The 22,667-nt window shown below is 71.7% G+C and carries 21 protein-coding genes and 1 tRNA gene; 9 read left to right on the forward strand and 13 right to left on the reverse strand.

The annotated features are described in order from the left end of the window. Positions 1-302 precede the first annotated feature (302 nt). Positions 303-1,679: an NAD(P)/FAD-dependent oxidoreductase gene (locus tag ACFCY7_RS23070; RefSeq protein ID WP_376487872.1), complete on the forward strand. Its 1,377-nt coding sequence runs from the start codon at positions 303-305 to the stop codon at positions 1,677-1,679. A 217-nt stretch (positions 1,680-1,896) separates the two neighbouring features. Next, positions 1,897-3,195: a class I SAM-dependent methyltransferase gene (locus tag ACFCY7_RS23075; protein ID WP_376487873.1), complete on the forward strand. Its 1,299-nt coding sequence runs from the start codon at positions 1,897-1,899 to the stop codon at positions 3,193-3,195. Between the two features lie 66 nt (positions 3,196-3,261). Here the strand turns inward: ACFCY7_RS23075 and ACFCY7_RS23080 are convergent, their stop codons facing one another. Together ACFCY7_RS23080 and ACFCY7_RS23085 are read right to left on the reverse strand one after the other, a co-directional pair. Further along, entirely contained in the window at positions 3,262-5,793 is a 2,532-nt protein-coding gene (locus ACFCY7_RS23080) for an ABC transporter permease (RefSeq protein ID WP_376487875.1), read from the reverse strand. Between the two features lie 60 nt (positions 5,794-5,853). Further along, positions 5,854-6,624, reverse strand: coding sequence for an ABC transporter ATP-binding protein (locus ACFCY7_RS23085; protein ID WP_376487877.1), 771 nt, complete (start codon positions 6,622-6,624; stop codon positions 5,854-5,856). A gap of 377 nt (positions 6,625-7,001) precedes the next feature. Between ACFCY7_RS23085 and ACFCY7_RS23090 the strand changes: the two genes are divergently transcribed. Further along, positions 7,002-7,086: transfer RNA gene (locus ACFCY7_RS23090), tRNA-Leu, on the forward strand. A 172-nt stretch (positions 7,087-7,258) separates the two neighbouring features. Next, on the forward strand, positions 7,259-8,158 hold the full coding sequence (locus tag ACFCY7_RS23095) for a Bax inhibitor-1/YccA family protein (RefSeq protein WP_376487879.1): 900 nt from the start codon (positions 7,259-7,261) through the stop codon (positions 8,156-8,158). Positions 8,159-8,250: 92 nt separating this feature from the next. Here ACFCY7_RS23095 and ACFCY7_RS23100 read toward each other — a convergent pair whose 3' ends face one another. After that, positions 8,251-8,814, reverse strand: a complete 564-nt coding sequence (locus ACFCY7_RS23100) for a TetR/AcrR family transcriptional regulator (RefSeq protein WP_376487881.1) — start codon at positions 8,812-8,814, stop codon at positions 8,251-8,253. A 102-nt stretch (positions 8,815-8,916) separates the two neighbouring features. Here ACFCY7_RS23100 and ACFCY7_RS23105 point away from each other — a divergent pair, with 102 nt between their 5' ends. Further along, positions 8,917-9,789 carry an alpha/beta fold hydrolase gene (locus ACFCY7_RS23105; protein WP_376487883.1) on the forward strand — a complete coding sequence of 291 codons (873 nt, stop codon included), beginning with the start codon at positions 8,917-8,919 and terminating at the stop codon, positions 9,787-9,789. A gap of 38 nt (positions 9,790-9,827) precedes the next feature. Here the strand turns inward: ACFCY7_RS23105 and ACFCY7_RS23110 are convergent, their stop codons facing one another. After that, positions 9,828-10,058: a DUF4287 domain-containing protein gene (locus ACFCY7_RS23110; protein ID WP_017241213.1), complete on the reverse strand. Its 231-nt coding sequence runs from the start codon at positions 10,056-10,058 to the stop codon at positions 9,828-9,830. Between the two features lie 108 nt (positions 10,059-10,166). Between ACFCY7_RS23110 and ACFCY7_RS23115 the strand changes: the two genes are divergently transcribed. Next, positions 10,167-10,496: a hypothetical protein gene (locus ACFCY7_RS23115; protein WP_376487884.1), complete on the forward strand. Its 330-nt coding sequence runs from the start codon at positions 10,167-10,169 to the stop codon at positions 10,494-10,496. A 46-nt stretch (positions 10,497-10,542) separates the two neighbouring features. On the opposite strand, the gene ACFCY7_RS23120 is transcribed toward ACFCY7_RS23115, so the two are convergent. The 3 genes from ACFCY7_RS23120 to ACFCY7_RS23130 form a co-directional block, all read right to left on the reverse strand. Continuing rightward, positions 10,543-11,361, reverse strand: coding sequence for a hypothetical protein (locus tag ACFCY7_RS23120; RefSeq protein WP_376487886.1), 819 nt, complete (start codon positions 11,359-11,361; stop codon positions 10,543-10,545). Positions 11,362-11,662: 301 nt separating this feature from the next. Next, complete coding sequence (locus tag ACFCY7_RS23125) at positions 11,663-12,883, reverse strand: acetyl-CoA C-acetyltransferase (RefSeq protein ID WP_376487887.1); 1,221 nt, start codon at positions 12,881-12,883, stop codon at positions 11,663-11,665. Between the two features lie 276 nt (positions 12,884-13,159). Beyond that, a complete protein-coding gene (locus ACFCY7_RS23130) occupies positions 13,160-14,146 on the reverse strand; it encodes an SGNH/GDSL hydrolase family protein (protein ID WP_376487903.1) in 987 nt (328 codons plus the stop codon). A gap of 117 nt (positions 14,147-14,263) precedes the next feature. On the opposite strand from ACFCY7_RS23130, the gene ACFCY7_RS23135 reads away from it, so the two are divergent. Together ACFCY7_RS23135 and ACFCY7_RS23140 are read left to right on the forward strand one after the other, a co-directional pair. Continuing rightward, on the forward strand, positions 14,264-15,652 hold the full coding sequence (locus tag ACFCY7_RS23135; RefSeq protein ID WP_376487888.1) for a cystathionine beta-synthase: 1,389 nt from the start codon (positions 14,264-14,266) through the stop codon (positions 15,650-15,652). Positions 15,653-15,981: 329 nt separating this feature from the next. Further along, positions 15,982-16,821 (forward strand): MurR/RpiR family transcriptional regulator, encoded by an 840-nt coding sequence (locus tag ACFCY7_RS23140; protein ID WP_376487889.1) that lies wholly within the window; start codon positions 15,982-15,984, stop codon positions 16,819-16,821. Between the two features lie 30 nt (positions 16,822-16,851). Here the strand turns inward: ACFCY7_RS23140 and ACFCY7_RS23145 are convergent, their stop codons facing one another. The 6 genes from ACFCY7_RS23145 to ACFCY7_RS23170 all read right to left on the reverse strand — a co-directional run bounded on the left by ACFCY7_RS23145 (position 16,852) and on the right by ACFCY7_RS23170 (position 20,848). Beyond that, complete coding sequence (locus tag ACFCY7_RS23145; protein ID WP_376487890.1) at positions 16,852-17,223, reverse strand: hypothetical protein; 372 nt, start codon at positions 17,221-17,223, stop codon at positions 16,852-16,854. Positions 17,224-17,262: 39 nt separating this feature from the next. Next, complete coding sequence (locus ACFCY7_RS23150; protein WP_376487892.1) at positions 17,263-17,655, reverse strand: roadblock/LC7 domain-containing protein; 393 nt, start codon at positions 17,653-17,655, stop codon at positions 17,263-17,265. A gap of 41 nt (positions 17,656-17,696) precedes the next feature. Further along, entirely contained in the window at positions 17,697-18,467 is a 771-nt protein-coding gene (locus ACFCY7_RS23155; protein WP_376487894.1) for a transcriptional regulator, read from the reverse strand. After that, positions 18,464-18,871 carry a hypothetical protein gene (locus ACFCY7_RS23160; RefSeq protein WP_376487896.1) on the reverse strand — a complete coding sequence of 136 codons (408 nt, stop codon included), beginning with the start codon at positions 18,869-18,871 and terminating at the stop codon, positions 18,464-18,466. The genes ACFCY7_RS23155 and ACFCY7_RS23160 overlap by 4 nt, the downstream gene beginning before the upstream one ends. A gap of 139 nt (positions 18,872-19,010) precedes the next feature. Continuing rightward, complete coding sequence (locus tag ACFCY7_RS23165; RefSeq protein WP_376487897.1) at positions 19,011-19,490, reverse strand: SRPBCC family protein; 480 nt, start codon at positions 19,488-19,490, stop codon at positions 19,011-19,013. A 32-nt stretch (positions 19,491-19,522) separates the two neighbouring features. Next, positions 19,523-20,848 (reverse strand): diaminopimelate decarboxylase, encoded by a 1,326-nt coding sequence (locus ACFCY7_RS23170; protein WP_376487899.1) that lies wholly within the window; start codon positions 20,846-20,848, stop codon positions 19,523-19,525. 106 nt (positions 20,849-20,954) lie between these two features. Between ACFCY7_RS23170 and hutU the strand changes: the two genes are divergently transcribed. Continuing rightward, positions 20,955-22,619 carry a urocanate hydratase gene (gene hutU, locus ACFCY7_RS23175; RefSeq protein ID WP_376487901.1) on the forward strand — a complete coding sequence of 555 codons (1,665 nt, stop codon included), beginning with the start codon at positions 20,955-20,957 and terminating at the stop codon, positions 22,617-22,619. The last annotated feature ends 48 nt before the right edge of the window (positions 22,620-22,667 follow it).

Raw genomic sequence — 22,667 nt, forward strand, 5'->3', positions numbered from 1 at the left:
GCGCCCGAGGAGGGCTCAAGGGGGGTCTTTAGCCCCTTCGAGGGGTGCCTCAGGGCCCTTTCGCAGGCGCGGGGGCTACTTCGCTCGCTGTTTCCATCGTGTGAACGCATGCGGCGGTTCAGCGTTAACGGGCGCTCTCCAGGCCAGTTCACAAGGGGTGAACAACGTTCGCCCTTGCACCTCGGTTCCTTTGCAGCACCATGACATGGATCACGTGGGCGGCGGAGTGTAGCAGAGGTGTCCCCGGACCTTGTGAAGGGGCGCACGAGCACCCCCCTCAGGAGGGGTGGATACTCGATCCCATGAGCACCACGGAGCGTCCCAGGATCCTCGTAGTAGGCGGCGGGTACGTAGGCCTGTACGCAGCTCGGCGCATCCTCAAGAAGATGCGCTATGCGGAAGCGACCGTCACGGTCGTCGACCCGCGGTCGTACATGACCTACCAGCCCTTCCTCCCCGAAGCCGCCGCCGGCAGCATCTCGCCGCGTCACGTCGTCGTCCCGTTGCGACGCGTCGTCCGCGGAGCCGAGGTGCTCACCGGCCGGGTCACCACCATCGACCAGGACCGCAAGGTCGCCACGATCGCGCCGCTCGTCGGCGAGGCGTACGAGCTGCCGTTCGACTTCCTGGTCATCGCCATGGGCGCGGTCTCCCGCACCTTCCCGATCCCCGGCCTCGCCGAGCAGGGCATCGGCATGAAGGGCATCGAGGAGGCCATCGGCCTGCGCAACCACGTCCTCGAGCAGCTCGACAAGGCCGACTCGACCACCGACGAGGAGGTCCGCCGCAAGGCGCTGACCTTCGTCTTCGTCGGCGGTGGCTTCGCCGGCGCCGAGACGATCGGCGAGGTCGAGGACATGGCCCGCGACGCCGCGAAGTACTACCAGAACGTGTCGCGCGAGGACATGCGCTTCGTCCTGGTCGACGCGGCCGACAAGATCCTCCCCGAGGTGGGCCCCAAGCTCGGCCAGTACGGCAAGGAGCACCTGGAGTCCCGCGGGATCGAGATCTACCTCGAGACCTCCATGGACTCCTGCGTCGACGGCCACGTCGTGCTGAAGAACGGCCTCGAGGTCGACTCCAACACGATCGTGTGGACCGCCGGTGTGAAGCCGAACCCGGCGCTCTCCCGCTTCGGTCTGCCGCTCGGCCCCCGCGGCCACGTGGACTGCAACGAGAAGCTCCAGATCAACGGCCTCGACTACGCCTGGGCCGCGGGCGACAACGCCCAGGTCCCGGACATGGTCGGCCGCAAGGCGGGCAACCCGAACGCCTGGTGCCCGCCGAACGCCCAGCACGCCCTGCGCCAGGCCAAGGTCCTCGGCGACAACGTGGTGGCCGGCATGCGCGGCTTCCCGCAGAAGGAGTACAGCCACGCCAACAAGGGCGCGGTGGCCGGACTCGGTCTGCACAAGGGCGTCGCCATGATCGTCATGGGCAAGGTGAAGATCAAGCTCAAGGGCCGTCTCGCCTGGTACATGCACCGTGGCTACCACGGCATGGCGATGCCGACCTGGAACCGCAAGATCCGCGTCTTCGCCGACTGGACCCTGGCGATGTTCCTCAAGCGCGAGGTCGTCTCGCTCGGCGCCATGGAGACGCCGCGCGAGGAGTTCTACGAGGCCGCCAAGCCCGCTCCCGCGCCGGCCGCCCCGGCCCAGGAGAAGGCCAAGGCCTAGTAGGACCGCAGTACCCGCAGTACCCGCAGTACAGGCAACACAGGCAGTACAGGCAGTACACGCAAGGCCGTAAAAGGGCCGTCCGCCATCCGTGGTGCGGACGGCCCTTCGCGTGTTTTGCCGACTTGTTGCGCTGTGGTGGGACTGCAAACGCCTACGGACGGTGTTCCCTTGGTGACGAGCATTTCTGGGGCACGAGATCACGGAGGTGTGCACCATGGCCGACGCCGCGTCGCGGCTGACGACCCTCGCCGAGGAACTCCTCGGAGGACCGCTCCCGGTCCGACTGCGAGCCTGGGACGGCAGCGAAGCCGGTCCCGCCGGCGGCCCCGTCCTGATCGTCCGCGACCGCCGCGCGCTGCGGAGGATGATCTGGAAGCCCGGCGAACTGGGCCTGGCCCGCGCCTGGGTGGCCGGCGAGCTGGACGTCGAGGGCGACCTGTACGGCGCCCTGGACCGGCTCTCGGGCCTCCTGTGGGAGCGCCCGGAGGAGACCAGGGGCCTCCTCGACTCCGTACGCGATCCCCGGCTCCGCGCCGCCGCCCGCGCCCTGCTGCGGCTCGCCGGGCCCCTGCCGCCGCCGAAGCCGCCGGCCGAGGAGGTGCGCGGCCGCAGCGGCAGCCGGCACAGCAAGCGCCGGGACAAGCAGGCGATCAGTCACCACTACGACGTGGGCAACGACTTCTACGCACTGGTCCTCGGCCCGTCGATGGTCTACTCGTGCGCCTACTGGACCGAGGACGGTACCCTGGAGGACGCCCAGCACGACAAGCTGGACCTCATCGCCCGCAAGCTGAACCTCAAGGAGGGCGACCGGCTCCTCGACGTGGGCTGCGGCTGGGGCTCCATGGCCCTGCACGCCGCCCGCGCGTACGGCGCCCGGGTCGTCGGCGTCACCCTCTCCCGGGAACAGGCCGCCTACGCCCGCAAGCGGATCGCCGAGGAGGGCCTCACCGACCGCGTCGAGATCCGCGTCCAGGACTACCGGGACGTCCCCGACGGCCCGTACGACGCGATCTCCTCGATCGGCATGGCCGAGCACGTCGGCGCCGAGCGGTACCGGGAGTACGCCGACACGCTGTACGGGCTCCTCAAGCCCGGCGGGCGGCTCCTGAACCACCAGATCTCCCGCCGCCCCGAACCCGACGAGACGGCCTACGAGGTCGACCCCTTCATCGACGCGTACGTCTTCCCCGACGGCGAGCTCGCCCCCATGGGCCGCACCCTGTCCGCCCTGGAGGACGCCGGCTTCGAGGTCCGGGACGTCGAGGCGATCCGCGAGCACTACGCGCTCACGCTGCGCCGCTGGGTGGCCAACCTGGAGCGCGACTGGGACCGCGCGGTCCGGCTCACCTCGCCCGGCCGGGCCCGCATCTGGCGGCTCTACATGGCGGCCTCGGCCGTCTCCTTCGAACGCAACAGGATCGGCGTGAACCAGTTCCTCGCCGTGAAGACCCCGGTGTCGGGGAAGAGCGGCACGGCGCTGCGGCCGCGCGTCTGGGACGAGCGGGCCTGACCCCCGTACACACGCGAAGGGCCGGCCTCCCCGGGTGGGGAGACCGGCCCTTCGCCGCGCTCGCGGCTACTCGGCCTTGATGGCGGAGAGCATGTTCAGCTTCGCCGCGCTGCGGGCCGGCCACAGGGAGGCGAGGACGCCGACCAGGGCCGCCAGGACCAGGAAGAGGCCGATCCGGTCCCAGGGCAGGACCAGGGCGTAGCCCGGCAGGCTGTTCTTGAAGGTCTCGCCGAGCGCCCAGCCGAGGAACGAGCCGAGGCCGATGCCGACGACCGCGCCGAACACCGAGATGACCACGGCCTCCAGACGGACCATCCGCTTCACGCGGCGCCGGTCGAGACCGATCGCCCGCAGCATGCCGATCTCCTGCTGGCGCTCGAAGACGGACATCGCGAGGGTGTTCACGACACCGAGGACGGCGATGATCAGAGCCATGCCGAGCAGGCCGTACATGATGTTCAGCAGCATGTTGATCGGGCCGCCGAAGGTGTCGCGGATCTCCTTGTGGTCCATGACCTGGATGGCCGGGTTGTCGCCCATGGCCTTGGACAGGGCCCGCTCGTTGGCCGCGCTCGCGCCGCCGTCCGTCGAGACGTAGATCTCGCGGATCTCGGTCTGTTCCTCGTGCGCGGTGACCAGCTTGTGGTCGGCGAGGACCGGCGAGACGAACTCGTTGGCCTCGTAGACCGCGCCGACGGTCAGCTTGCCCTTCTGCTTGTCGAGGTACTCGACCGGGACGGTGTCGCCGACCTTCAGGCCGCGCTTCGCGGCGACCTTGGCGTCGATCGCGATGGTGTTCCCGCCGAGGGACGACAGCGAGCCGTTCACGACGTCCAGCTTGAGGACCTTCTCGATGTCGCCGGGGGCGACGCCGGAGACCGAGACGTACGAGCCCTTCAGGTCGAAGGCGCCCGCCTGCTGCGGGGAGACCGCGGTGACGCCCGGGGCCTTCTCCAGGGCGGCCAGCGCCTCCGGGCTCAGCGAGTTGCCGCTGGCCATGGAGACCATGTAGTCGGCCTTGATCTGGTCGGTCGTGACCTTGTCGAGGGCCGAGCCGACCGTGGCGCCGAGCACCGAGAGGCCGGTGACGAGGGTCAGGCCGATGGCGAGCGCGGAGGCGGTGGCGCCGGTGCGGCGCGGGTTGCGGACCGCGTTGAGGCCGGCGAGCTTGCCGGAGACCCCGAAGACGCTCACGAACAGCGGGCGGATCAGGGCGATCACGGGCCGGGACAGCATCGGGATCAGCACGATCACGCCGATGAGGGTGAGGAACGCGCCGCCCGCGATGTACATGCGGCCGTCGTCGCCGCCCTGGTTCGCGCCGAGCATGATCAGTACCACGCCGAGCGCGGTGAGCACGGCGCCGATGGAGTTCCGGACGACGAGCGACTTGGTGCTGGCGGTGGCGTGGACGCTGCTCATGGCGGCGACCGGCGGGATCTTCGCGGCGCGGCGGCCGGGCAGCCAGGCGGCGAGCATCGTGATCAGGACGCCGACGGCGAAGGCGCTGACGGCCGGGGTGGCGCCGAGGACCAGGTCGCCGGCCGGGACCTTCATGTCGAAGGCGCTCATGGCCGAGCGGAGGGTGACGGCCAGGCCGATGCCGAGGACGTAGCCGACGGCGGAGGCGACCAGGCCGACCAGACCGGCCTCGGCGAGGACGGAGCGGGTGATCTGCTTGCGCGAGGCGCCGACCGCGCGCATCAGGGCCAGTTCCTTGGTGCGCTGGGCGACCAGCATGGTGAAGGTGTTGGAGATCAGGAAGATCCCGACGAAGAGCGCGATGCCCGCGAAGCCCAGGAGGACCTGGTTGAGCGCGCCGAGGCCGGACTCGATCTGCTTGGCCTGCTCGTCGGCGAGGGCCTGGCCGGTCTGCGCGGAGGCCGCCTTCGGGACGACCTTCAGGACCTCGTCGAGGAGCTTGGCGTCGTCCGCGCCGGGGGCGGCGGTGACGGTCAGGCTCTGGAAGAAGCCCGGCTTCAGGTAGAGCTTCTGGGCGACGGCGGTGTCGAAGACGACCAGGCTGCCGCCGGCGTTGACGGCGCCGTCCTCGGTGGTGAAGACGCCGGAGAGGGTGTACTCCTTCACCGGGCCGTTGGTGGCGACGCGGACGGTGTCGCCGACCTTGTAGCCGCCCTTGTCGGCGGTGTCCTTGTCGAGCGCGACCTGGCCGGCGTCGGCGGGGCCGTTGCCGGTGGTGAAGGCGTACGCGCGGTCCTTGCCGTCCTTGCCGGGGGCGAAGTTGGTGCCCTTGTTCGACCAGCCGCTGCCGATCAGCTTGCCGTTCTTGTCGGGCACGCCGGCGAAGCCGTCGACGCGGGGGGCGACGGAGGCGACCCCGTCGAGCTTCGCGACCTTGTCGACGTCCTGCTGGGAGAGGCCGGGGGCCTTCCGGGCCTCTTCGGGGCTCGGGTACATGTCGACGGCCACGGCGACGTCGTCGTAGCTCTTCGCCGACTGGTTGCGGAAGGCCTGGGAGAGGGTGTCGGTGAAGACGAGGGTGCCGGAGACGAAGGCCACGCCGAGCATCACGGCGAGGACGGTCATCAGCAGCCGCGCCTTGTGCGCGAGGACGTTGCGCAGGGCGGTACGGAACATGGGTGTGTCCTGGAGGAAAGGGAGGGAGGGCGGCGGGCGGGGTGCGGCGGTGCCGCCGGCTCAGCTCGTACGGCCCTTGGCGTCGAAGGCCTTCATGCGGTCGAGCACGCCGTCCGCCGTCGGGCGGAGCATCTCGTCGACGATCCGGCCGTCCGCGAGGAAGATCACGCGGTCCGCGTAGGAGGCGGCCGTGGCGTCGTGGGTGACCATGACGACGGTCTGGCCCAGCTCGCGGACGGAGTTGCGGAGGAAGCCGAGGACCTCGGCGCCGGAGCGGGAGTCCAGGTTTCCGGTCGGCTCGTCGCCGAAGATGATCTCGGGGCGGGAGGCGAGGGCGCGGGCCACGGCCACGCGCTGCTGCTGGCCGCCGGAGAGCTCGCTCGGCCGGTGGCTGAGCCGGGCGGAGAGGCCGAGCATGTCGATGACCTGCTGGACCCACTGCTTGTCGGCCTTGCGGCCCGCGATGTCCATCGGCAGCGTGATGTTCTCCAGGGCCGTCAGCGTCGGCAGCAGGTTGAAGGCCTGGAAGATGAAGCCGATCTTGTCCCGGCGCAGCTGGGTGAGCTGCTTGTCCTTCAGGGTGGACAGCTCCGTCTCGCCGATCCGGACCGAGCCGGAGGAGAAGGAGTCCAGGCCGGCGACGCAGTGCATCAGCGTCGACTTGCCGGAGCCCGAGGGGCCCATGATCGCGGTGAACTCGCCCTGTCGGAAGTCGACGGTGACATGGTCGAGCGCGACCACCTGGGTCTCGCCGTGGCCGTAGACCTTCGAGAGGTCCGTGGCGCGGGCGGCCACCGCGGTGGCGCGGGACACGGTGGGGGAGGTGGTCACGGGGGACTCCTGTCACTGCGGGGTTGTTTCGGGAACCCCTCCATCGTGTCGAGCGTTATGGCCCGGGGCGTCCGCCCACGTGCCCGTTCTCGGGGCCGCCTCGAGTCTGACCGGAGGGCCGCTCCGTCCTCCTGAGGTATGACGGTGTCCCCGAGGGGCGCCTCTGCGCCGAGGTGACAGAAGTGCGATGACTTTTCGTCATTCCAAAGGGTGCGGCTTTGCGCCTGCGACCCCCGTCACAGTTCGGCTAAAAGCCCCTCACCTGCACTGACGCACCCTCAGACGTCAATAAAATAAGACAACATCGGGACGATGTTCCGCTGAACGGGGGAAGCGTCCCGATAGGCTCCTGTGCCAACGCGGAGCTTCCCGCGTACGCCCGGATGGTGGAACGCAGACACGGCGAGCTTAAACCTCGCTGGCCTTCGGGCCGTACCGGTTCGAGTCCGGTTCCGGGCACCACCGGGCCCCAGGCGAGTGCCTGCGGCCCGGCGGCGCCACCCCGGCCCGTCGAGGCCGAAGGAGATCGACGACTGGCGGAAAAAGATCCTCCCCGAGCACTAGGGAGTTTCTTTTGCCTACGCATTACTCTTGACGCAAGGCCGCGCCGTGCGGTCTGCCATGGAGGAGTGAGATGAGGAGCAGCAACCCGGTCTTCTCGCGACGGGGGTTCAGCCGCGACAACGGCACCGCGGGCTACGGCCAGCAGCCGCAGGCCGGGGGCCCCGCCGTAGGAACCAACCCGTACGCCACCGGAAACCCCTACGCCGAGGGCGCGGCGAACCCGTACGCGACCAACCCGTACGCGCCGCAGGACACCCAGCTCGGGGTCCCGCAGCAGGCGCGCGGCAACGTGATGACGATCGACGACGTCGTGAGCCGTACGGCCATGACGCTCGGCACGGTCGTGCTCACCGCCGTCCTGTCCTGGCTGCTGCTGCCGGTCGACCCGGCGAACCTCGGCAAGTCGTACGGCATCGCGATCGGCGCGGCCCTGGTCGCGCTCGTCCTGTCGCTCGTGCAGTCCTTCAAGCGCAAGCCGTCTCCCGCGCTGATCCTGGGCTACGCGGCCTTCGAGGGCGTCTTCCTCGGCGTGATCTCGGCCGCCGTCTCGACGTACATCGCGGACGGCGTGGTCATCCAGGCGGTCCTGGGCACGATGGCGGTCTTCGCCGGTGTGCTCATCGCCTACAAGCTGGGCTGGATCCGGGTCAACCGCCGGTTCTACGGCTTCGTGATGGCCGCCGCGATGGGCTTCATGCTGCTCATGGTGGCCAACCTGCTGTTCGCGGTCTTCGCGGGCGGCGACGGCCTCGGCTTCCGCAGCGGTGGCCTCGGCATCGTCTTCGGCATCGTCGGCATCATCCTCGGTGCCTGCTTCCTCGCCCTCGACTTCAAGCAGGTCGAGGACGGCGTGACCTACGGCGCGCCGCGCGAGGAGGCCTGGCTGGCCGCCTTCGGTCTCACCATGACCCTGGTGTGGATCTACCTGGAGATGCTGCGTCTGCTGTCGATCCTGCAGGGCGACGACTGACGCACCCCCTGACTCGGGGGAAGGGCCCGTCCGGCTTCACGCCGGGCGGGCCCTTCTGCGTGCCTCAGGAGGGCCGGGCCCTTCTGCGTGCCTCAGGAGGGCCGTGCCGCGTCGAGGAGGACGCGGGCGGCGGCCTTCGCCTGGGCGGCGGGCTCGGGGGAGCCGGTGATGCCCGCGACGGCCATGGCGCCGTTGGCGAGCAGGGCCAGCTGGTCGGCGAGGACGGGCGGGGCGCCGAGGGCGTCGGTCTGCTCGGCGAAGTAGGCCCGCAGGGCCTCCTTGTGGTCGCGGGCGATGGCGGTGACCGCCGGGGCGACCCCGCCCAGCTCCCCGAAGGTGTTGATGAACGCGCAGCCGCGGAACCCGGGCTCGGCGAACCAGCCGGCCAGCCAGTCGAAGACCGCGAGCGCCCGCTCCCGGGGCCCGTCGGCGGTCCGCGCGCCGTGGGCGGTCAGGGCGGCCCGCACGGCCTCGTCGCGGCGCCGCAGGACCGCCTCGACCAGCAGCTCCTTGGAGGGGAAGACCTGGTAGAGCCGCTTGAGCGAGACCCCGGACGCGGTGCGGATGGCGTCCATGCCGACGGACTGCACCCCCCGCTCGTCGAAGAGCCGCTCCGCGGTCTCGAGCAGCTTCAGCTCGGCGGTTTCCGCATCCATTTCCGACCACCCCTTGCATGGAGAACCAACGTTCTCGTAGTCTACAGGGCATCGGGAGAACGACCGTTCTCCCGGTCGGAAACCGGAAACGGGGAGTCAGCCATGTCCGCCTTCGCCCAGCGCACCCGCACCGTCACCGTCGACGGGCTCGACGTCTTCTACCGGGAGGCCGGCGACCCGGCCGCCCCCACCCTCGTCCTGCTGCACGGCTTCCCGTCCAGCTCCCACATGTACCGCGGGCTGATCGCCGAACTCGCCGACTCGTACCACCTGATCGCCCCCGACCACATCGGCTTCGGCGCCTCCGCCGCACCGGCCGTCGAGGACTTCGCCTACAGCTTCGAGAAGCTCACCGAGATCACCCTCGGACTCCTCGACCGGCTGGGCGTGGAACGGTTCGCGCTCTACATCCAGGACTACGGGGCCCCCATCGGCCTGCGGATCGCCTCCCGGCACCCCGAGCGCGTCACCGCGATCGTCAGCCAGAGCGGCAACGCCTACCTGGAGGGCTTCACGCCCTTCTGGGACGTCCTCTTCGCCCACGCGGAGGACCGCGCGGCGAACGAGGCCGGGGTGCGCGAGCTGCTGACCGCCGAGGCCACCCGCTGGCAGTACACCCACGGCGTGCCCGCCGACCGGCTCGACCGGATCGCCCCCGAGACCTGGACCCTCGACCAGGCCGGCCTCGACCGGCCCGGCAACAAGGAGATCCAGCTCCAGCTGTTCTGGGACTACCAGTTCAACCTGGACGGCTACCCGGCCTTCCAGGAGTACTTCCGCACCCACCGGCCGCCGCTGCTCGCGGCCTGGGGGCGCGGCGACGAGATCTTCGGACCGGCCGGCGCCGAGGCCTTCGCCCGCGACCTGCCCGACGCCGAGATCCACCTCCTGGACGCCGGGCACTTCGCCCTGGAGACGCACGGCGAGGAGATCGCCGGACTCGTCCGCGACTTCCTCGGCCGGCACGTCAAGTGACGGGGGGCGACCGGTCGGTGCGGCGCGCGGCGCGCGACTCAGAGCAGTCTGCGCGCCGCCCGCCGCAGGTCGTACTCGTGAAGGATCGCCTTGGCGTGGCCGTACGCGAGGTCGTGCGCCCCGCGGAGCCAGTTCACCCGCTCCTCGAAGCGGAGGAGGGACGGACCCTCCTCGACCGTGCGCATCCAGTCGGCGATCTCACGACCGGTGCGGCGCGGGATGCGGGCCAGCATGTTGCGGTGGGTCTCTGCGGAGAAAGTCTGGGACATCGGCGCCTCCGGACGCGTCGTACCGTGTGCTCCTCGTGCTCTCACCGTCACCGTGCCCAAGGCCGCGCCCGTTGGCAAGGGGCCCGGGGCGGCGCGTAGGGTCGCGGGGTGCGCGATACGAGTGAACTGACCGCCGCCGTCGAACGCTTCGCCGACCGGCTGCGGGCCGCCCCGCAGAGCCGCCTCCAGCGCGGTGCGGCCGCCGAGGGACTGGCCCTGGCCAGGGAGTTGTCCGTGCGCGCCCAGCGCGCCGAGGAGCCCGGACGGGAGCCCCGGATCATTCCCGACGCCGGCGTCTTCACCGTCGCCGACCAACTCGCCGTCGCCGGCCACGACCTCGCGGAGATCATGCGAACGGCCCCGGCCGGCTCCCCCGAAGGGGAACTGGACGAGGCCGTGGAACTCGTACGGAAGGCGACGGAGCGCGCGGGGATCTAGCGGTGCCGGCCGTCGGCGGCGCCGGGCGTGCGGCCCTCGGGAGCGGCTACAGCGAGGCGATGACGCGGTCCGCGAGGATGTAGACGTTCTCCTCGTCGGTGTCGCCGTACGAGAAGGTGAGGGCGAAGGCGCCCGAGACGCCCGAGCCGCCGAGCAGGACCGGCGTCCGGCCGGAGCGCAGGGCCTCCGCCAGGAGCTCCGCCGTCTCCCGGTGGCCGGGGGTCATGCAGAGCGTGGTGCCGTCCGCGAAGACGTAGACGTCCAGGGTGCCGAGCGGGCCGGGGCGCACGTCGGTGAGCGCCGTGCGGGTGTCGGCGAGCTCCTCCAGGCGGGCCACCGTCCGCTCGTGGTCCGTGACGACCGGAGTCTGCACCGGCACGAAGTCCGGGTGCGAGGGGTGCCGGCGGCGGGCCGCGGCCAGCTCCGCCGAGTCCTCGGGGTACTCGTCCAGCGCGTCGGGGCCGTCGAGCGCGGCCGCCTCCGCCTCCATGGCCTCCAGGGCCATCGCCTCCAGGCCCGCGAAGTCGGCCTGGCGCGGCACGAAGAAGGCGCCGTCGTCCGCCGGGCCGCCGAAGCCGCCCAGCAGGGACGGGGCGTCGGCCGCGTCCCTGGCCTCCTGCGCGGCCCAGAAGGCCCGCGCCTCGGCGAGCTCGCGCTCGCGCTCCTCGGCCAGCGCCTCCGCGACCGCGGCCCGTATCTCGGCGACGGGTGCGGCGGTGCGTGCGGCGGGCACGGTGCCGCCGTGGCCGGCGGCCAGCTCGCCCCGGAGGGCGGTGACCTCCTTGCGGAGACCGTGGACGGCGTGCAGGGCAGCAGCGCCCACGGCCGTGGCAGCGGCCGTGGTCAGCAGCAGGGCAAGAGACATGGCGCTCACTGACGTACTCCCGATTCCGAGTCGATCCCCCGACTTCCTACATCAGCTTGTCCTGGGGTGGGGCGCGCTGTCAGTGCATTACGTCACGAATTGGACAGGTATTTCTGCCAGGCGTTTAGTCCCGAAACCCCTCTGACCTGGGAAAACAAACTCCCCCGGGATGTAGGTCACATCCTGGGGGAGATTCGGTCACGGCTCGGACGCGGCGCGGTTGACCCGCTCGGCCCGTGGAGAGCGCGCGGGGGCGCGCCGCCCGGTGCGGCCGGGCCCGGTGCGGCCCGGCCGGCCCGGGTCAGCTCAGGCGCTCGATGACCATCGCCATGCCCTGGCCACCGCCGACGCACATGGTCTCCAGGCCGAACTGCTTGTCGTGGAACTGGAGGCTGTTGATCAGGGTGCCGGTGATGCGGGCGCCCGTCATGCCGAAGGGGTGGCCGACGGCGATGGCGCCACCGTTGACGTTCACCTTGTCCAGGTCCAGGCCCAGGTCCTGGTAGGACGGGATGACCTGGGCGGCGAAGGCCTCGTTGATCTCGGCCAGGTCGATGTCGCCGACGGTCAGGCCGGCGCGCTTGAGGGCCTGCTTCGACGCCTCGACCGGGCCCAGGCCCATGATCTCGGGGGAGAGGCCGGAGACGCCGGTGGAGACGATCCGCGCCAGCGGCGTCAGACCCAGCTCGGCGGCCTTCGTGTCCGACATGATCACCAGGGCGGCGGCGCCGTCGTTCAGCGGGCAGCAGTTGGCGGCCGTGACCAGGCCGTCGGGGCGGAAGACCGGCTTCAGGCCCTCCACGCCCTCCAGCGTGACGCCGGCGCGCGGGCCGTCGTCCGTCGACACGACCGTGCCGTCCGGCAGCGTCACCGGGGTGATCTCGCGCTCCCAGAAGCCGTTCTTGATGGCCTGCTCGGCGAGGTTCTGCGACCGCACGCCGAACTCGTCCATCTCCCGGCGGCTGATGCCCTTCAGGCGGGCCAGGTTCTCGGCGGTCTGACCCATCGCGATGTACGCGTCCGGGACGATGCCGTCCTCGCGCGGGTCGTGCCAGGTGGAGCCCTCGGAGGCGGCGACCTCGGCGGTACGGGCCTCGGCGTCGGCGAAGTACGGGTTGTGCGTGTCCGGCAGCGAGTCCGAGTTGCCCTTCACGAAGCGGGACACCATCTCGACGCCGGCCGAGATGAAGACGTCGCCCTCGCCCGCCTTGATCGCGTGCAGCGCCATCCGGGAGGTCTGCAGCGAGGAGGAGCAGTAGCGGGTGATCGTGCAGCCCGGCAGGTGGTCCATGCCCATCCGCACGGACACGATCCGGCCCAGGTTGTTGCCCTGCTCGCCGCCGGGCAGACCGCAGCCCAGCATCAGGTCGTCGATGTCGCGCGGGTCCAGCTCCGGCACCTTCGCCAGGGCGGCCTGGACGATGGTCGCGGTCAGGTCGTCCGGGCGCAGGTCCTTCAGCGAGCCCTTGAAGGCCCGGCCGATGGGCGAACGGGCGGTCGAGACGATCACGGCTTCGGGCATCACGGCTCCATGAGGGTGCGGAGTGGGCGGACAGAAAGGGAAGTTACCCGTACGTACCGCACGGGTCACCGCCCAGGCGGTGTGACCCCGACCTCTTTTCTAAGCGCCCGCTCAGCCTACGCCCCCACACCCACCCCCGCCCAACCCGCGCCCCGGCCCCCGCCACCCCCGCGCGGGGGTGGCGGGAGCGGCGAGGGTGGGCACCGCCCCAGCGCAACGATTGCCCGCAACGGGCGGGGTGCCGTCCCGGTGGGGCGAGGGCTCGCAGCAGGGGGGTCAGGTTTGGGCTTGTTCGGGGGTGGGGTCGGGTTCGGTGGGGAGGGGGAGGCGCCGGCGGCGCCGGTGTTTGAGGAGGGCCCAGGGCGCACGGGCGCCGGTGACCTCGGTGCCCGCTTCCCGGACGGCCTCGGCGGCCGCCTTGGCGACGGGAAGCAGGTTCTCGCGGCGGGCCGGTTCGAGGCGGTCCGCCTCGGGCCACACGCCGAGGACGGCGCAGAGCGTGGGGAGGATGGCCATCGCGGCGGTGGCGTACCCCTCGGCCGAGGGGTGGAAGTTGTCCACGCCGAACATCTCGCGGGGGTTCGCCGCGAACTCGGGCCCGAGGAGGTCGCCCAGCGACACCGTCCGGCCGCCCTGCTCGACGACGACGATCGTCTGCGCGGCCGCGAGCTGCCGGGAGGCCCGCCGGGCCAGCCAGCGGAGCGGCTGGTAGACGGGCTCGATGGTGCCGAGGTCGGGGCAGGTCCCGACGACGACCTCCGCGCCTGCCGTGCGCAGCCGCCGGACCGCCGCCGCGAGGAGCCGGACCGACTGGGTGGGCGGCAGGCGGTGGGTGACGTCGTTGGCGCCGATCATGATGACGCAGACGTCCGGCGGGCCGAGCGGCTGCGCGAGCAGCAGGGACACCTGGCGCTCCAGGTCGTCCGAGCGCGCTCCCGAGAGCGCGACGTTCCGCAGGACGACCGGCCGCTCCGCCACCGCCGCGAGCCCGGAGGCGAGCAGCGCGCCGGGGGTCTGACCCGAGCGGCGCACTCCTTGTCCCGCGGCCGTGGAATCACCCAGAAGGGCGAGCCGCAGGGGGTCGTCCGTGCCGAAGGCGCGGCCGTAGAGGCCGTCCGCCCCGGGGGGCAGCGGTGCCGCTCCGCCCCCCACGGTCCGCTTGGCGAGCTGCATCTCGGCCAGCAGGACCCCCACCGCGGCCACCCCGAGCAGTCCGATGCTCCCGCCGCCGTACGCGGCACCCGCCGCGATGCGCCGCGCCACCCTCGCCCTCGACATGGGCCATCACCTCCTTCAAGCCGTTCAGGGTCTAAGTGCCCCGTAACCCGCTCCGACTACGCATACGCTGGCCACACCATTACGGAGACCCCGGAGATTACGGTGCAATTCCACGACTCGATGATCAGCCTCGTCGGCAACACCCCGCTGGTGAAGCTCAACAACGTCACAGCGGGCATTCAGGCGACCGTCCTGGCCAAGGTCGAGTACTTCAACCCCGGCGGCTCGGTCAAGGACCGGATCGCCGTGCGGATGATCGAGGCGGCAGAGCAGAGCGGCGAGCTCAAGCCCGGCGGCACCATCGTCGAGCCCACGTCCGGCAACACCGGCGTCGGCCTGGCGATCGTGGCCCAGCAGAAGGGCTACAAGTGCATCTTCGTCTGCCCCGACAAGGTGTCGCTGGACAAGATCAACGTGCTGCGGGCGTACGGGGCCGAGGTCGTCGTCTGCCCCACCGCCGTCGACCCGGAGCACCCGGACTCGTACTACAACGTGTCGGACCGGCTCGTCCGTGAGACCCCCGGTGCGTGGAAGCCCGACCAGTACTCCAACCCGAACAACCCGCGTTCCCACTACGAGACCACCGGTCCCGAGCTGTGGGAGCAGACGGAGGGGAAGATCACCCACTTCGTGGCGGGCGTCGGCACCGGCGGCACGATCTCCGGCACCGGCAACTACCTCAAGGAGGCCAGCGGCGGGGCCGTCAAGGTCATCGGCGCCGACCCGGAGGGTTCCGTCTACTCCGGCGGCTCGGGCCGCCCGTACCTGGTCGAGGGCGTCGGCGAGGACTTCTGGCCGACCGCGTACGACCGCAACGTCACGGACCGGATCGTCGCGGTGTCCGACAAGGACTCGTTCCAGATGACCCGCCGCCTCGCCAAGGAGGAGGGCCTCCTCGTCGGCGGTTCCTGCGGCATGGCGGTCGTCGCCGCGCTGGAGGTCGCCAAGGAGCTCGGCCCCGACGACGTCGTGGTCGTCCTGCTGCCGGACTCCGGCCGCGGCTACATGTCCAAGATCTTCAGCGACGAGTGGATGGCCGGCCACGGCTTCCTGGAGGACACCTCCTCCGCCACCGTCGCCGACGTCCTGCGGCACAAGGAGGGCGTCATGCCCTCCCTCGTCCACATGCACCCGGACGAGACCGTCGGCCAGGCCATCGAGGTGCTGCGCGAGTACGGCGTCTCCCAGATGCCGATCGTGAAGCCGGGCGCCGGCCACCCCGACGTCATGGCCGCCGAGGTCGTCGGCTCCGTGGTCGAGCGCGAGCTGCTCGACGCCCTCTTCACCCAGCGCGCCTCCCTGGAGGACCCGCTGGAGCGCCACATGAGCGCGCCGCTGCCGCAGGTCGGCTCCGGTGAGCCGGTCGCGGACCTGATGTCCGTCCTGGGCGACGTCGCCGACGCGGCGATCGTGCTGGTCGAGGGCAAGCCGACCGGTGTCGTCAGCCGCCAGGACCTGCTGGCCTTCCTGGCCAACGGTGGCGCGAAGTAGTTCGCGGACGGCGCGAAGCGGGTACGTGAAACAGGTTCTTCGTACAACCGGTACGAGCGTGTCACGTACCCGCAGCGCCTGCTTAACACGCGTCCGGCACATTGGTGGTCGTCGGCGTCAAGGACTTCCGGAGCGGCTCCCGGGTCTCCACGGACGCCGCGGACGCGGAGACCGGTCCTGACCCGGGCCCGTGTCCCTCGCGGGGACCGCCGTCGTCCCGCCCCCCTTCTTGGGGGTGCGGCGGTCCCCGCGCCACTCCTTCCCCTCGCTTCACCCGACTGCATATCCTTATGCAGAGTTATTGGCGGGTGAATAGATGAGGGGGCGGCATGAGCGACAGCCCGGCCGGTCGGCTGCAGGCGCTCTTCGAGGGGCACCGGCTGACGCCCACGCAGCGGCGGATCGCCCACTGCATGGTGCGGCGCGCCGGTGACGTGCCGTTCCTGTCCAGTGTCGAGCTCGCGGAGCTCGCCGGGGTCAGCCAGCCCTCCGTCACCCGGTTCGCGGTCGCCCTCGGCTTCGACGGCTATCCGGCGCTCCGCCGCCACCTGCGGGAGGTCGCGCCCCCCGAGCCGGACGGCGCCGACGGCGAGCAGGGCAACGAGTACCAGCAGGCCGTGTTCGCGGAGATCGAGAACCTCAAGCACCTCGCCGGGCTGCTCGCCGACCCCGCGCCCGTCGAGCGCGCCGGCCGGCTGCTCGCGGGCTCCCGCCCGCTGCCCGTGCTCGGGCTGCGGGCCGCCTCCTCGCAGGCGCGCGGCTTCGCGTACTTCGCCGCCAAGGTGCACCCCGACGTCCGCCTCCTCGACGAGGGCGGCTCGATGCTCACGGACCGCATCGACGCGGCCGTACGGGCCGGGGCCACGGCCCTGCTGTGCTTCGCGCTGCCCCGGCACCCCCGGGAGGTCGTCGAGGCCCTGGAGTACGCCAGGACGGCCGGGCTGGCGGTCGTGACCGTCGCCGAGTCCGCCTTCGCGCCCGTCGCCGCCCACAGTGACCTGCTCATCCCGGCCGCCGTCGGCACCGGCCTCGCCTTCGACACCGCCTGCGCGCCGATGCTGCTCGGCCGGGTCCTCCTGGAGGCCATGGCGGACGAGCTCCCGGACGCGCAGGCGCGCCTGGAGGAGTTCGACGCGAAGGCGGCGGCGCGGGGCCTGTTCGTCGAGTAGGCCCGGGGGCCGGGCCCGAGGAGGTCCGGCTCAGACCTCCAGTTCGTTCTCGACCTTCTTCAGCTGGTGGCGGGCCATCGCGAGGTTCGCGCGGCTCTTGTCGAGGGCCAGGTAGAGGAAGAGGCCGTTGGTGCCGCGGCCCTTGAGCAGCCGGATCAGGTGGTACTGGGTGTTGAGGGTGATGAGGATGTCCTCGATGTCCTCGTTGAGCCCCAGGAGCTCCATCGCGCGGACCTTGGCCCGGACGACGTCGGTGTTGGCCGCGGCGGCCACGTTCAGGTCGAGCTCCTTGCCGCCGCCGATCGTGCCGAGGGCCATGCCGCTGGTGTAGTCGACGAGGGCCGCGCCGATCGCGCCGTCGATGGAAGCGGCTTCCTTGAGGGAGGTCTCGGTGTTCGCCATGGTGTCGTTCTTCCTTTTCGAGAGTGCTGTGCGGACGGGTCAGTTCAGGTCTTTGCGTTCCAGTGCGCCGTCGACGAGCTCCCCTATCCGGGCGCTGGACCTCCGGGCCTCCAGGTGGAGCCGCCCGACGTTGATCCGGGGTTCGGCGAGCAGGGTCAGGACGGCGGCGCCGCCGGCCGCGTACGTGGCCACGTAGCCGGCATCGCCGCGGACGAGCAGCTCGCGGAAGCGGCCCTGGCCGGTGGAGTCGGTCAGCCGCATGCCGACGCCGAGCGCCGCCGCCGTCAGTGCCGCCACGCTCTCGGCCTCGCCGTCCACCGTGTCGTGGGCCAGGACGAGTCCGTCGGCGCTGGCCGCGAGCGCGCCCGTCAGCTGGGGCAGCCGGGCCCGCAGCCGTCTGAGCTCGCCGAGGACCTCGGCTTCTGCGGTCATGAGCTGTTTCCTTTCGGCGCGCAGGCGCAGGGCACGCCTCATCACAGGTGTGCCTCCAGGGCGTCACGGAGCCGGCGCAGCAGGGCGATGTCGGGATCCGTGACCTGCGGGGCCGGTAAGGGCGCCGGCGCCGGCGGTACGGAGTCGGGTTCGAGGGGGGTCCTGACGAGCCCGGCGGCGGCGAGCCGCCGTACGTCGAGGAGGGTGTGGAAGGCGGGGCGGCCGAGGAGCCGCGCCAGTTCCGCCGGTGTCCGCACGCCGTCGGCGGCGGCGAGCAGGGCCCGCTGCCGGACCCCGACGCTCTGGCCGGGGACGGCGGGGCGCGGCACGACCGGGGCGGTGTCGACGGAGGCGTACGGCCAGACGGCATCGAGGAGTTCGCGGCGGCGGACGGTCTCGCGCTCGACGGCCTCGGCGGAGACGGGTCGCACGGTGCCGAACCAGTGTCCGACCCCGTACCGGAAGCGGGTGGGTCCGCTGGTGGGGGAGAGGGCGAAGAAGGCCGCGTCGAAGACGGCGCCGAGGTGGCATATCTCCAGCTCGCCGTCGTGGAGCCGGCCGCTGTCGACGAGGAAGCGCCCGACGGCCCGGTGGGCCCCGGCCCGGTCGACGGCCTCGTCCCAGCCCTCGCGGGGGAGCCGGCCGCCGGTGGTCAGGAGGACGTCGAGGCCGGGGGCGGCGGGGCTCTCGGCGTGGACGACCCGGCCGTCGACGAGGTAGAGCGTGCCGTGGTCGCGGAGCAGGGCGCCGGTGGCCTTCTCGGCGGCGAGCCGGACGAGCATGGGGGAGACGGGGGTGGCGACCGCGCTCATCCGAGGACCAGCCTCTCGGCGAGGTCGCGCAGCCGGAGGCGGGCGAGGGCGAGGTTGCCGGTGTGGCGGTCGAGCCAGAGGTGGAGGAAGACGCTGCTGTCGAAGGAGGTCTCGACGAACCGCAGGACGTGGTAGCCGGCGCGGGTGCTGACGATCAGGTCCTCGACGGGCGGGCCCTCGTAGGCCGCCGGGTCGGCGGCGTCGTGGTCAGCCGTGGTGAATGAGTCGAACTCGGCGGCCGCTCGGGCGAGTTCGGCGGTCTCGGCGGCCGTGGCCTCGTGGTCGCCGGTCGGTGAATCACCCGCCGTCCCGAGGGCGAGCCCGCTGGTCCAGTCGACCAGGGAGGCTCCGCGAGCGCCTGGCAGGGCCATGGCCTCCATAAGGCACTCGTCGATTCCGGGCACGCGGATTCCCCTCCCGATGCGGCGTGCGAACGTGCGGCAGTGACGGTGACGCTACTGAACGTTCCGGCCCGGGGGAGGCGTTCTGGCATTTTCCATCGGAACATGCCTGTGTCTGACGGAAATTGATCTCGCGCGTGCGTCAGATCCGCGACTCGACGGCGTTCGCGATGTCGGACAGGTCCTTCGCCAGCGCCTTGGCGACCGCCTTCGCGCCGAACCGGGCGAGCAGCCGGGCGACGAGTCCCGGCCTGCGTCCCTCGGCGGGCCGGGACGAGAAGGCCATCCGCAGGGTGGTGCCGCCGCTGCCGTCGGACGTCAGGCGGAGCTCGGAGACGTAGTGCATGCCGTGCGAGTCGGCCACCGTGACGTACCGCTCGGGTGCCTCGCACTCGGTCACGGTCATCACCTCGGTGGCCTCCTTGCCCAGCATCCGCCGCGTCTCGCGCCAGCGCGTGCCGATGCCGAAGACGCCCTCGGTGAGCACCTCCACCCGTTCGACGCCGGAGAGGACCCGGGGCATGTCCCGCAGGTCGGTGATCGCCTCCCAGACCCGTCCGGGGGAGGCGGCGACCCGGCGCTCGACGACGACGGAGGTGGTGTCCGTACCCGAAGCAGTCATGTCCTCATCGAAACCGGGCCGCCGGGCTCCCGCTACCGGACGAGCGCGTCCGCCCGCGCCCCGCCCGCCTCGGCGACGATCTCGTCGAGCGTCTGGGGCGCCCGTACGGTCGTGAACGCCACCGCCCCGTCGTCGGCCACCGTGAAGCCGTGGATCCCGGGTCTGGGCAGGCTGTTGTACGCGTAGTGGTGGGCGAAGTAGTACGCGCCGGTGTCCGGGACGGCCACGATGTCGCCGGGGTGCAGCAGCGGCAGCGCGCGCCCGGTGGCGAGCAGGTCCCCGGCGAAGCAGGCGGGGCCCGCCACGTCCTGGACGGTGACCTCGCCGGTGCGGGGGCGGCCCTCGGAGTCGTACGGGAGGACGCGCAGCGGCCAGGAGTCGGGGGCGTAGACCGTCCGGGTGGCGAGCTGTACGCCCGCGTGGGTGACGGCGATGGGGCGGCCGCCGGAGGTCTTCGTGTACTCGACCCGGGCGAGGATCGTGCCGTGCTTGGCGAGCAGGGAGCGGCCGAACTCGGTGACGAGGCGGTAGCGGCCGTCGAAGAGCCCGGGGGCGGTGTCGGCGAGCAGCCGGGCGTACTCCGCGTACGTCGGCGTCTCCTCGTCGGAGGCGAAGTCGACCGGCAGGCCGCCGCCGATGTCGAGGGTGTCGACCTGCTGCCGGCCGGCCGTGCGGTTGATCTCCTCGGCCAGCGCGTACGCCTCGCCGACGCCTTCCGCCATCAGGGCGAGCGGGATGCCCTGGGAGCCGGTGTGGGTGTGCAGCCGGGTCAGCCAGGGCCGTTCGAGGAAGGCCTGGACGACGGCCTTGCGGGCGCCCTCGTCGCGGAGCGCCACGCCGAACTTGGAGGTGGCGGTCGCGGTCGAGAGTGCGCCGATGGAACCGGCTCCGACCTGCGGGTTCACCCGGAGTCCGACGGGCGAGGCGGTGGGCGCGGAGGCCATGAGGGCGTCGATCCTGGCCAGTTCCTGGAGGTTGTCGGCGTTGACGGCGATCCCGAGCGCGAGGGCCTGGCGGAGCTCGGCCGGGGTCTTGGCGGGCGAGTCGAGCACGGTGTGGCCGGGCGGGATCCCGGCGGCGCGGGCGAGGGCGAGCTCGCCGGGGCTGGCGACCTCGACGCCGAGGCCCGCCGCGTGCAGCAGGCGCAGGACGGGCACGAGCGGGGTGGCCTTCACGGCGAAGGCGTGCAGGACGTGGGCGTCGGTGACGGCGGCGAAAGCGCTGGTCAGGGCGGCGGCGGAGGCGCGGATGCCGGCGGTGTCGAGGAGGGCGACGACCGGTGCGGCGGGGGAGAGGAGTCCTTGGTCGACGGAGGCTCGGACGGCGAGATCTCGGCGGTAGGAGGCCATGCGGCCCATCCTCCCCCCTCGCTTCACCGGTACGGGTGAGGGCGGCCCTGTTGACTACAACTATTCAGCAAGTCAGGATGTGAATATCTGAACGACATTCCGAGGAGGCACCCCCATGTCAGGACCCCGCCCCGTACGAGCAGCCCGCGGTACGGAACTGAGCGCCCTGGGATGGCAGCAGGAAGCCGCCCTCCGGATGCTCCAGAACAACCTCGACCCCGAGGTCGCCGAGCACCCCGACAAGCTCGTCGTCTACGGCGGCACCGGCAAGGCCGCCCGCGACTGGCGCTCCTTCGACGCCATGGTCCGCACCCTGCGCACGCTGAAGCAGGACGAGACCATGCTCGTCCAGTCCGGCCGCCCCGTCGGCGTCATGCAGACCCACGAGTGGGCCCCCCGCGTCCTCCTCGCCAACTCCAACCTGGTCGGCGACTGGGCCAACTGGGAGGAGTTCCGCCGCCTGGAGCACCTCGGCCTCACCATGTACGGCCAGATGACCGCCGGCTCCTGGATCTACATCGGCACCCAGGGCATCCTCCAGGGCACCTACGAGACCTTCGCCGCCGTCGCCGCGAAGAAGTTCGGCGGCACCCTGGCCGGCACCATCACCCTCACCGCCGGCCTCGGCGGCATGGGCGGCGCCCAGCCCCTCGCCGTGACGATGAACGACGGCGTCGCCATCTGCATCGACGTCGACCCGCGCGCCATCGAGCGCCGCATCGAGCACCGCTACCTGGACGTCAAGGCCGACAACCTGGCCCACGCCCTCCAGCTGGCCACCGAGGCCCGCGACGCCCGCCGCCCGCTCTCCATCGGCCTCCTCGGCAACGCCGCCGAGCTGCTCCCGCAGATGCTCGCCGAGGGCGCCCCGATCGACATCGTGACGGACCAGACGTCCGCCCACGACCCGCTCTCCTACCTCCCGATCGGCGTCGCCTTCGACGACATGGCCGACGCGGCGGCGAAGGACCCGGCCGGCTTCACCCAGCGCTCCCGCGAGTCGATGGCCAAGCACGTCGAGGCCATGGTCGGCTTCATGGACGCCGGCGCCGAGGTCTTCGACTACGGCAACTCGATCCGCGGCGAGGCCCAGCTCGCGGGCTACGACCGCGCCTTCGCCTTCCCCGGCTTCGTCCCCGCCTACATCCGCCCGCTGTTCTGCGAGGGCAAGGGCCCGTTCCGCTGGGCCGCCCTCTCCGGCGAGGCCTCGGACATCCACAAGACGGACAAGGCGATCCTCGACCTCTTCCCGGAGAACGAGTCCCTCCACCGCTGGATCAAGATGGCCGGCGAGCGCGTCCACTTCCAGGGCCTCCCCGCCCGCATCTGCTGGCTCGGCCAGGGCGAGCGCGACAAGGCCGGCGACATGTTCAACGACATGGTCGGCAACGGCACCCTCGCCGCCCCCCTCGCGATCGGCCGCGACCACCTCGACTGCGGCTCCGTCGCCTCCCCGTACCGGGAGACCGAGGCCATGCTCGACGGCTCCGACGCCATCGCCGACTGGCCGCTGCTCAACGCCATGGTCAACGTCGCCTCCGGCGCCTCCTGGGTCTCCATCCACCACGGCGGCGGCGTCGGCATGGGCCGCTCCATCCACGCCGGCCAGGTCTCGGTCGCCGACGGCACCAAGCTCGCCGGCGAGAAGATCCGCCGCGTCCTCACCAACGACCCCGGCATGGGCGTCATCCGCCACGTCGACGCCGGCTACGACATCGCCGAGCGCGTCGCCGCCGAAAAGGGCGTCCGCGTCCCGATGCGCGAGGGTGACTCCGCGTGACCTCGTCCCACGACGCCGCCGAGGCGCCCCGCGGCTCCGCCCGGGCCG

It is taken from the genome of Streptomyces sp. NPDC056361, assembly GCF_042262805.1.
Classification (GTDB): Bacteria; Actinomycetota; Actinomycetes; order Streptomycetales; family Streptomycetaceae; genus Streptomyces.

Coding starts and splice junctions, on each gene's coding strand:
- ACFCY7_RS23145 (WP_376487890.1), bottom strand. CDS start 17,223: ATGGCGAACACCGAGACCTCCCTCAAGGAAGCCGCTTCCATCGACGGC.
- ACFCY7_RS23155 (WP_376487894.1), bottom strand. CDS start 18,467: ATGAGCGCGGTCGCCACCCCCGTCTCCCCCATGCTCGTCCGGCTCGCC.
- ACFCY7_RS23150 (WP_376487892.1), bottom strand. CDS start 17,655: ATGACCGCAGAAGCCGAGGTCCTCGGCGAGCTCAGACGGCTGCGGGCC.
- ACFCY7_RS23165 (WP_376487897.1), bottom strand. CDS start 19,490: ATGACTGCTTCGGGTACGGACACCACCTCCGTCGTCGTCGAGCGCCGG.
- ACFCY7_RS23110 (WP_017241213.1), bottom strand. CDS start 10,058: ATGTCCCAGACTTTCTCCGCAGAGACCCACCGCAACATGCTGGCCCGC.
- ACFCY7_RS23075 (WP_376487873.1), top strand. CDS start 1,897: ATGGCCGACGCCGCGTCGCGGCTGACGACCCTCGCCGAGGAACTCCTC.
- ACFCY7_RS23105 (WP_376487883.1), top strand. CDS start 8,917: ATGTCCGCCTTCGCCCAGCGCACCCGCACCGTCACCGTCGACGGGCTC.
- ACFCY7_RS23170 (WP_376487899.1), bottom strand. CDS start 20,848: ATGGGCCGCATGGCCTCCTACCGCCGAGATCTCGCCGTCCGAGCCTCC.
- ACFCY7_RS23140 (WP_376487889.1), top strand. CDS start 15,982: ATGAGCGACAGCCCGGCCGGTCGGCTGCAGGCGCTCTTCGAGGGGCAC.
- ACFCY7_RS23120 (WP_376487886.1), bottom strand. CDS start 11,361: ATGTCTCTTGCCCTGCTGCTGACCACGGCCGCTGCCACGGCCGTGGGC.
- ACFCY7_RS23100 (WP_376487881.1), bottom strand. CDS start 8,814: ATGGATGCGGAAACCGCCGAGCTGAAGCTGCTCGAGACCGCGGAGCGG.
- ACFCY7_RS23080 (WP_376487875.1), bottom strand. CDS start 5,793: ATGTTCCGTACCGCCCTGCGCAACGTCCTCGCGCACAAGGCGCGGCTG.
- hutU (WP_376487901.1), top strand. CDS start 20,955: ATGTCAGGACCCCGCCCCGTACGAGCAGCCCGCGGTACGGAACTGAGC.
- ACFCY7_RS23070 (WP_376487872.1), top strand. CDS start 303: ATGAGCACCACGGAGCGTCCCAGGATCCTCGTAGTAGGCGGCGGGTAC.
- ACFCY7_RS23125 (WP_376487887.1), bottom strand. CDS start 12,883: ATGCCCGAAGCCGTGATCGTCTCGACCGCCCGTTCGCCCATCGGCCGG.
- ACFCY7_RS23095 (WP_376487879.1), top strand. CDS start 7,259: ATGAGGAGCAGCAACCCGGTCTTCTCGCGACGGGGGTTCAGCCGCGAC.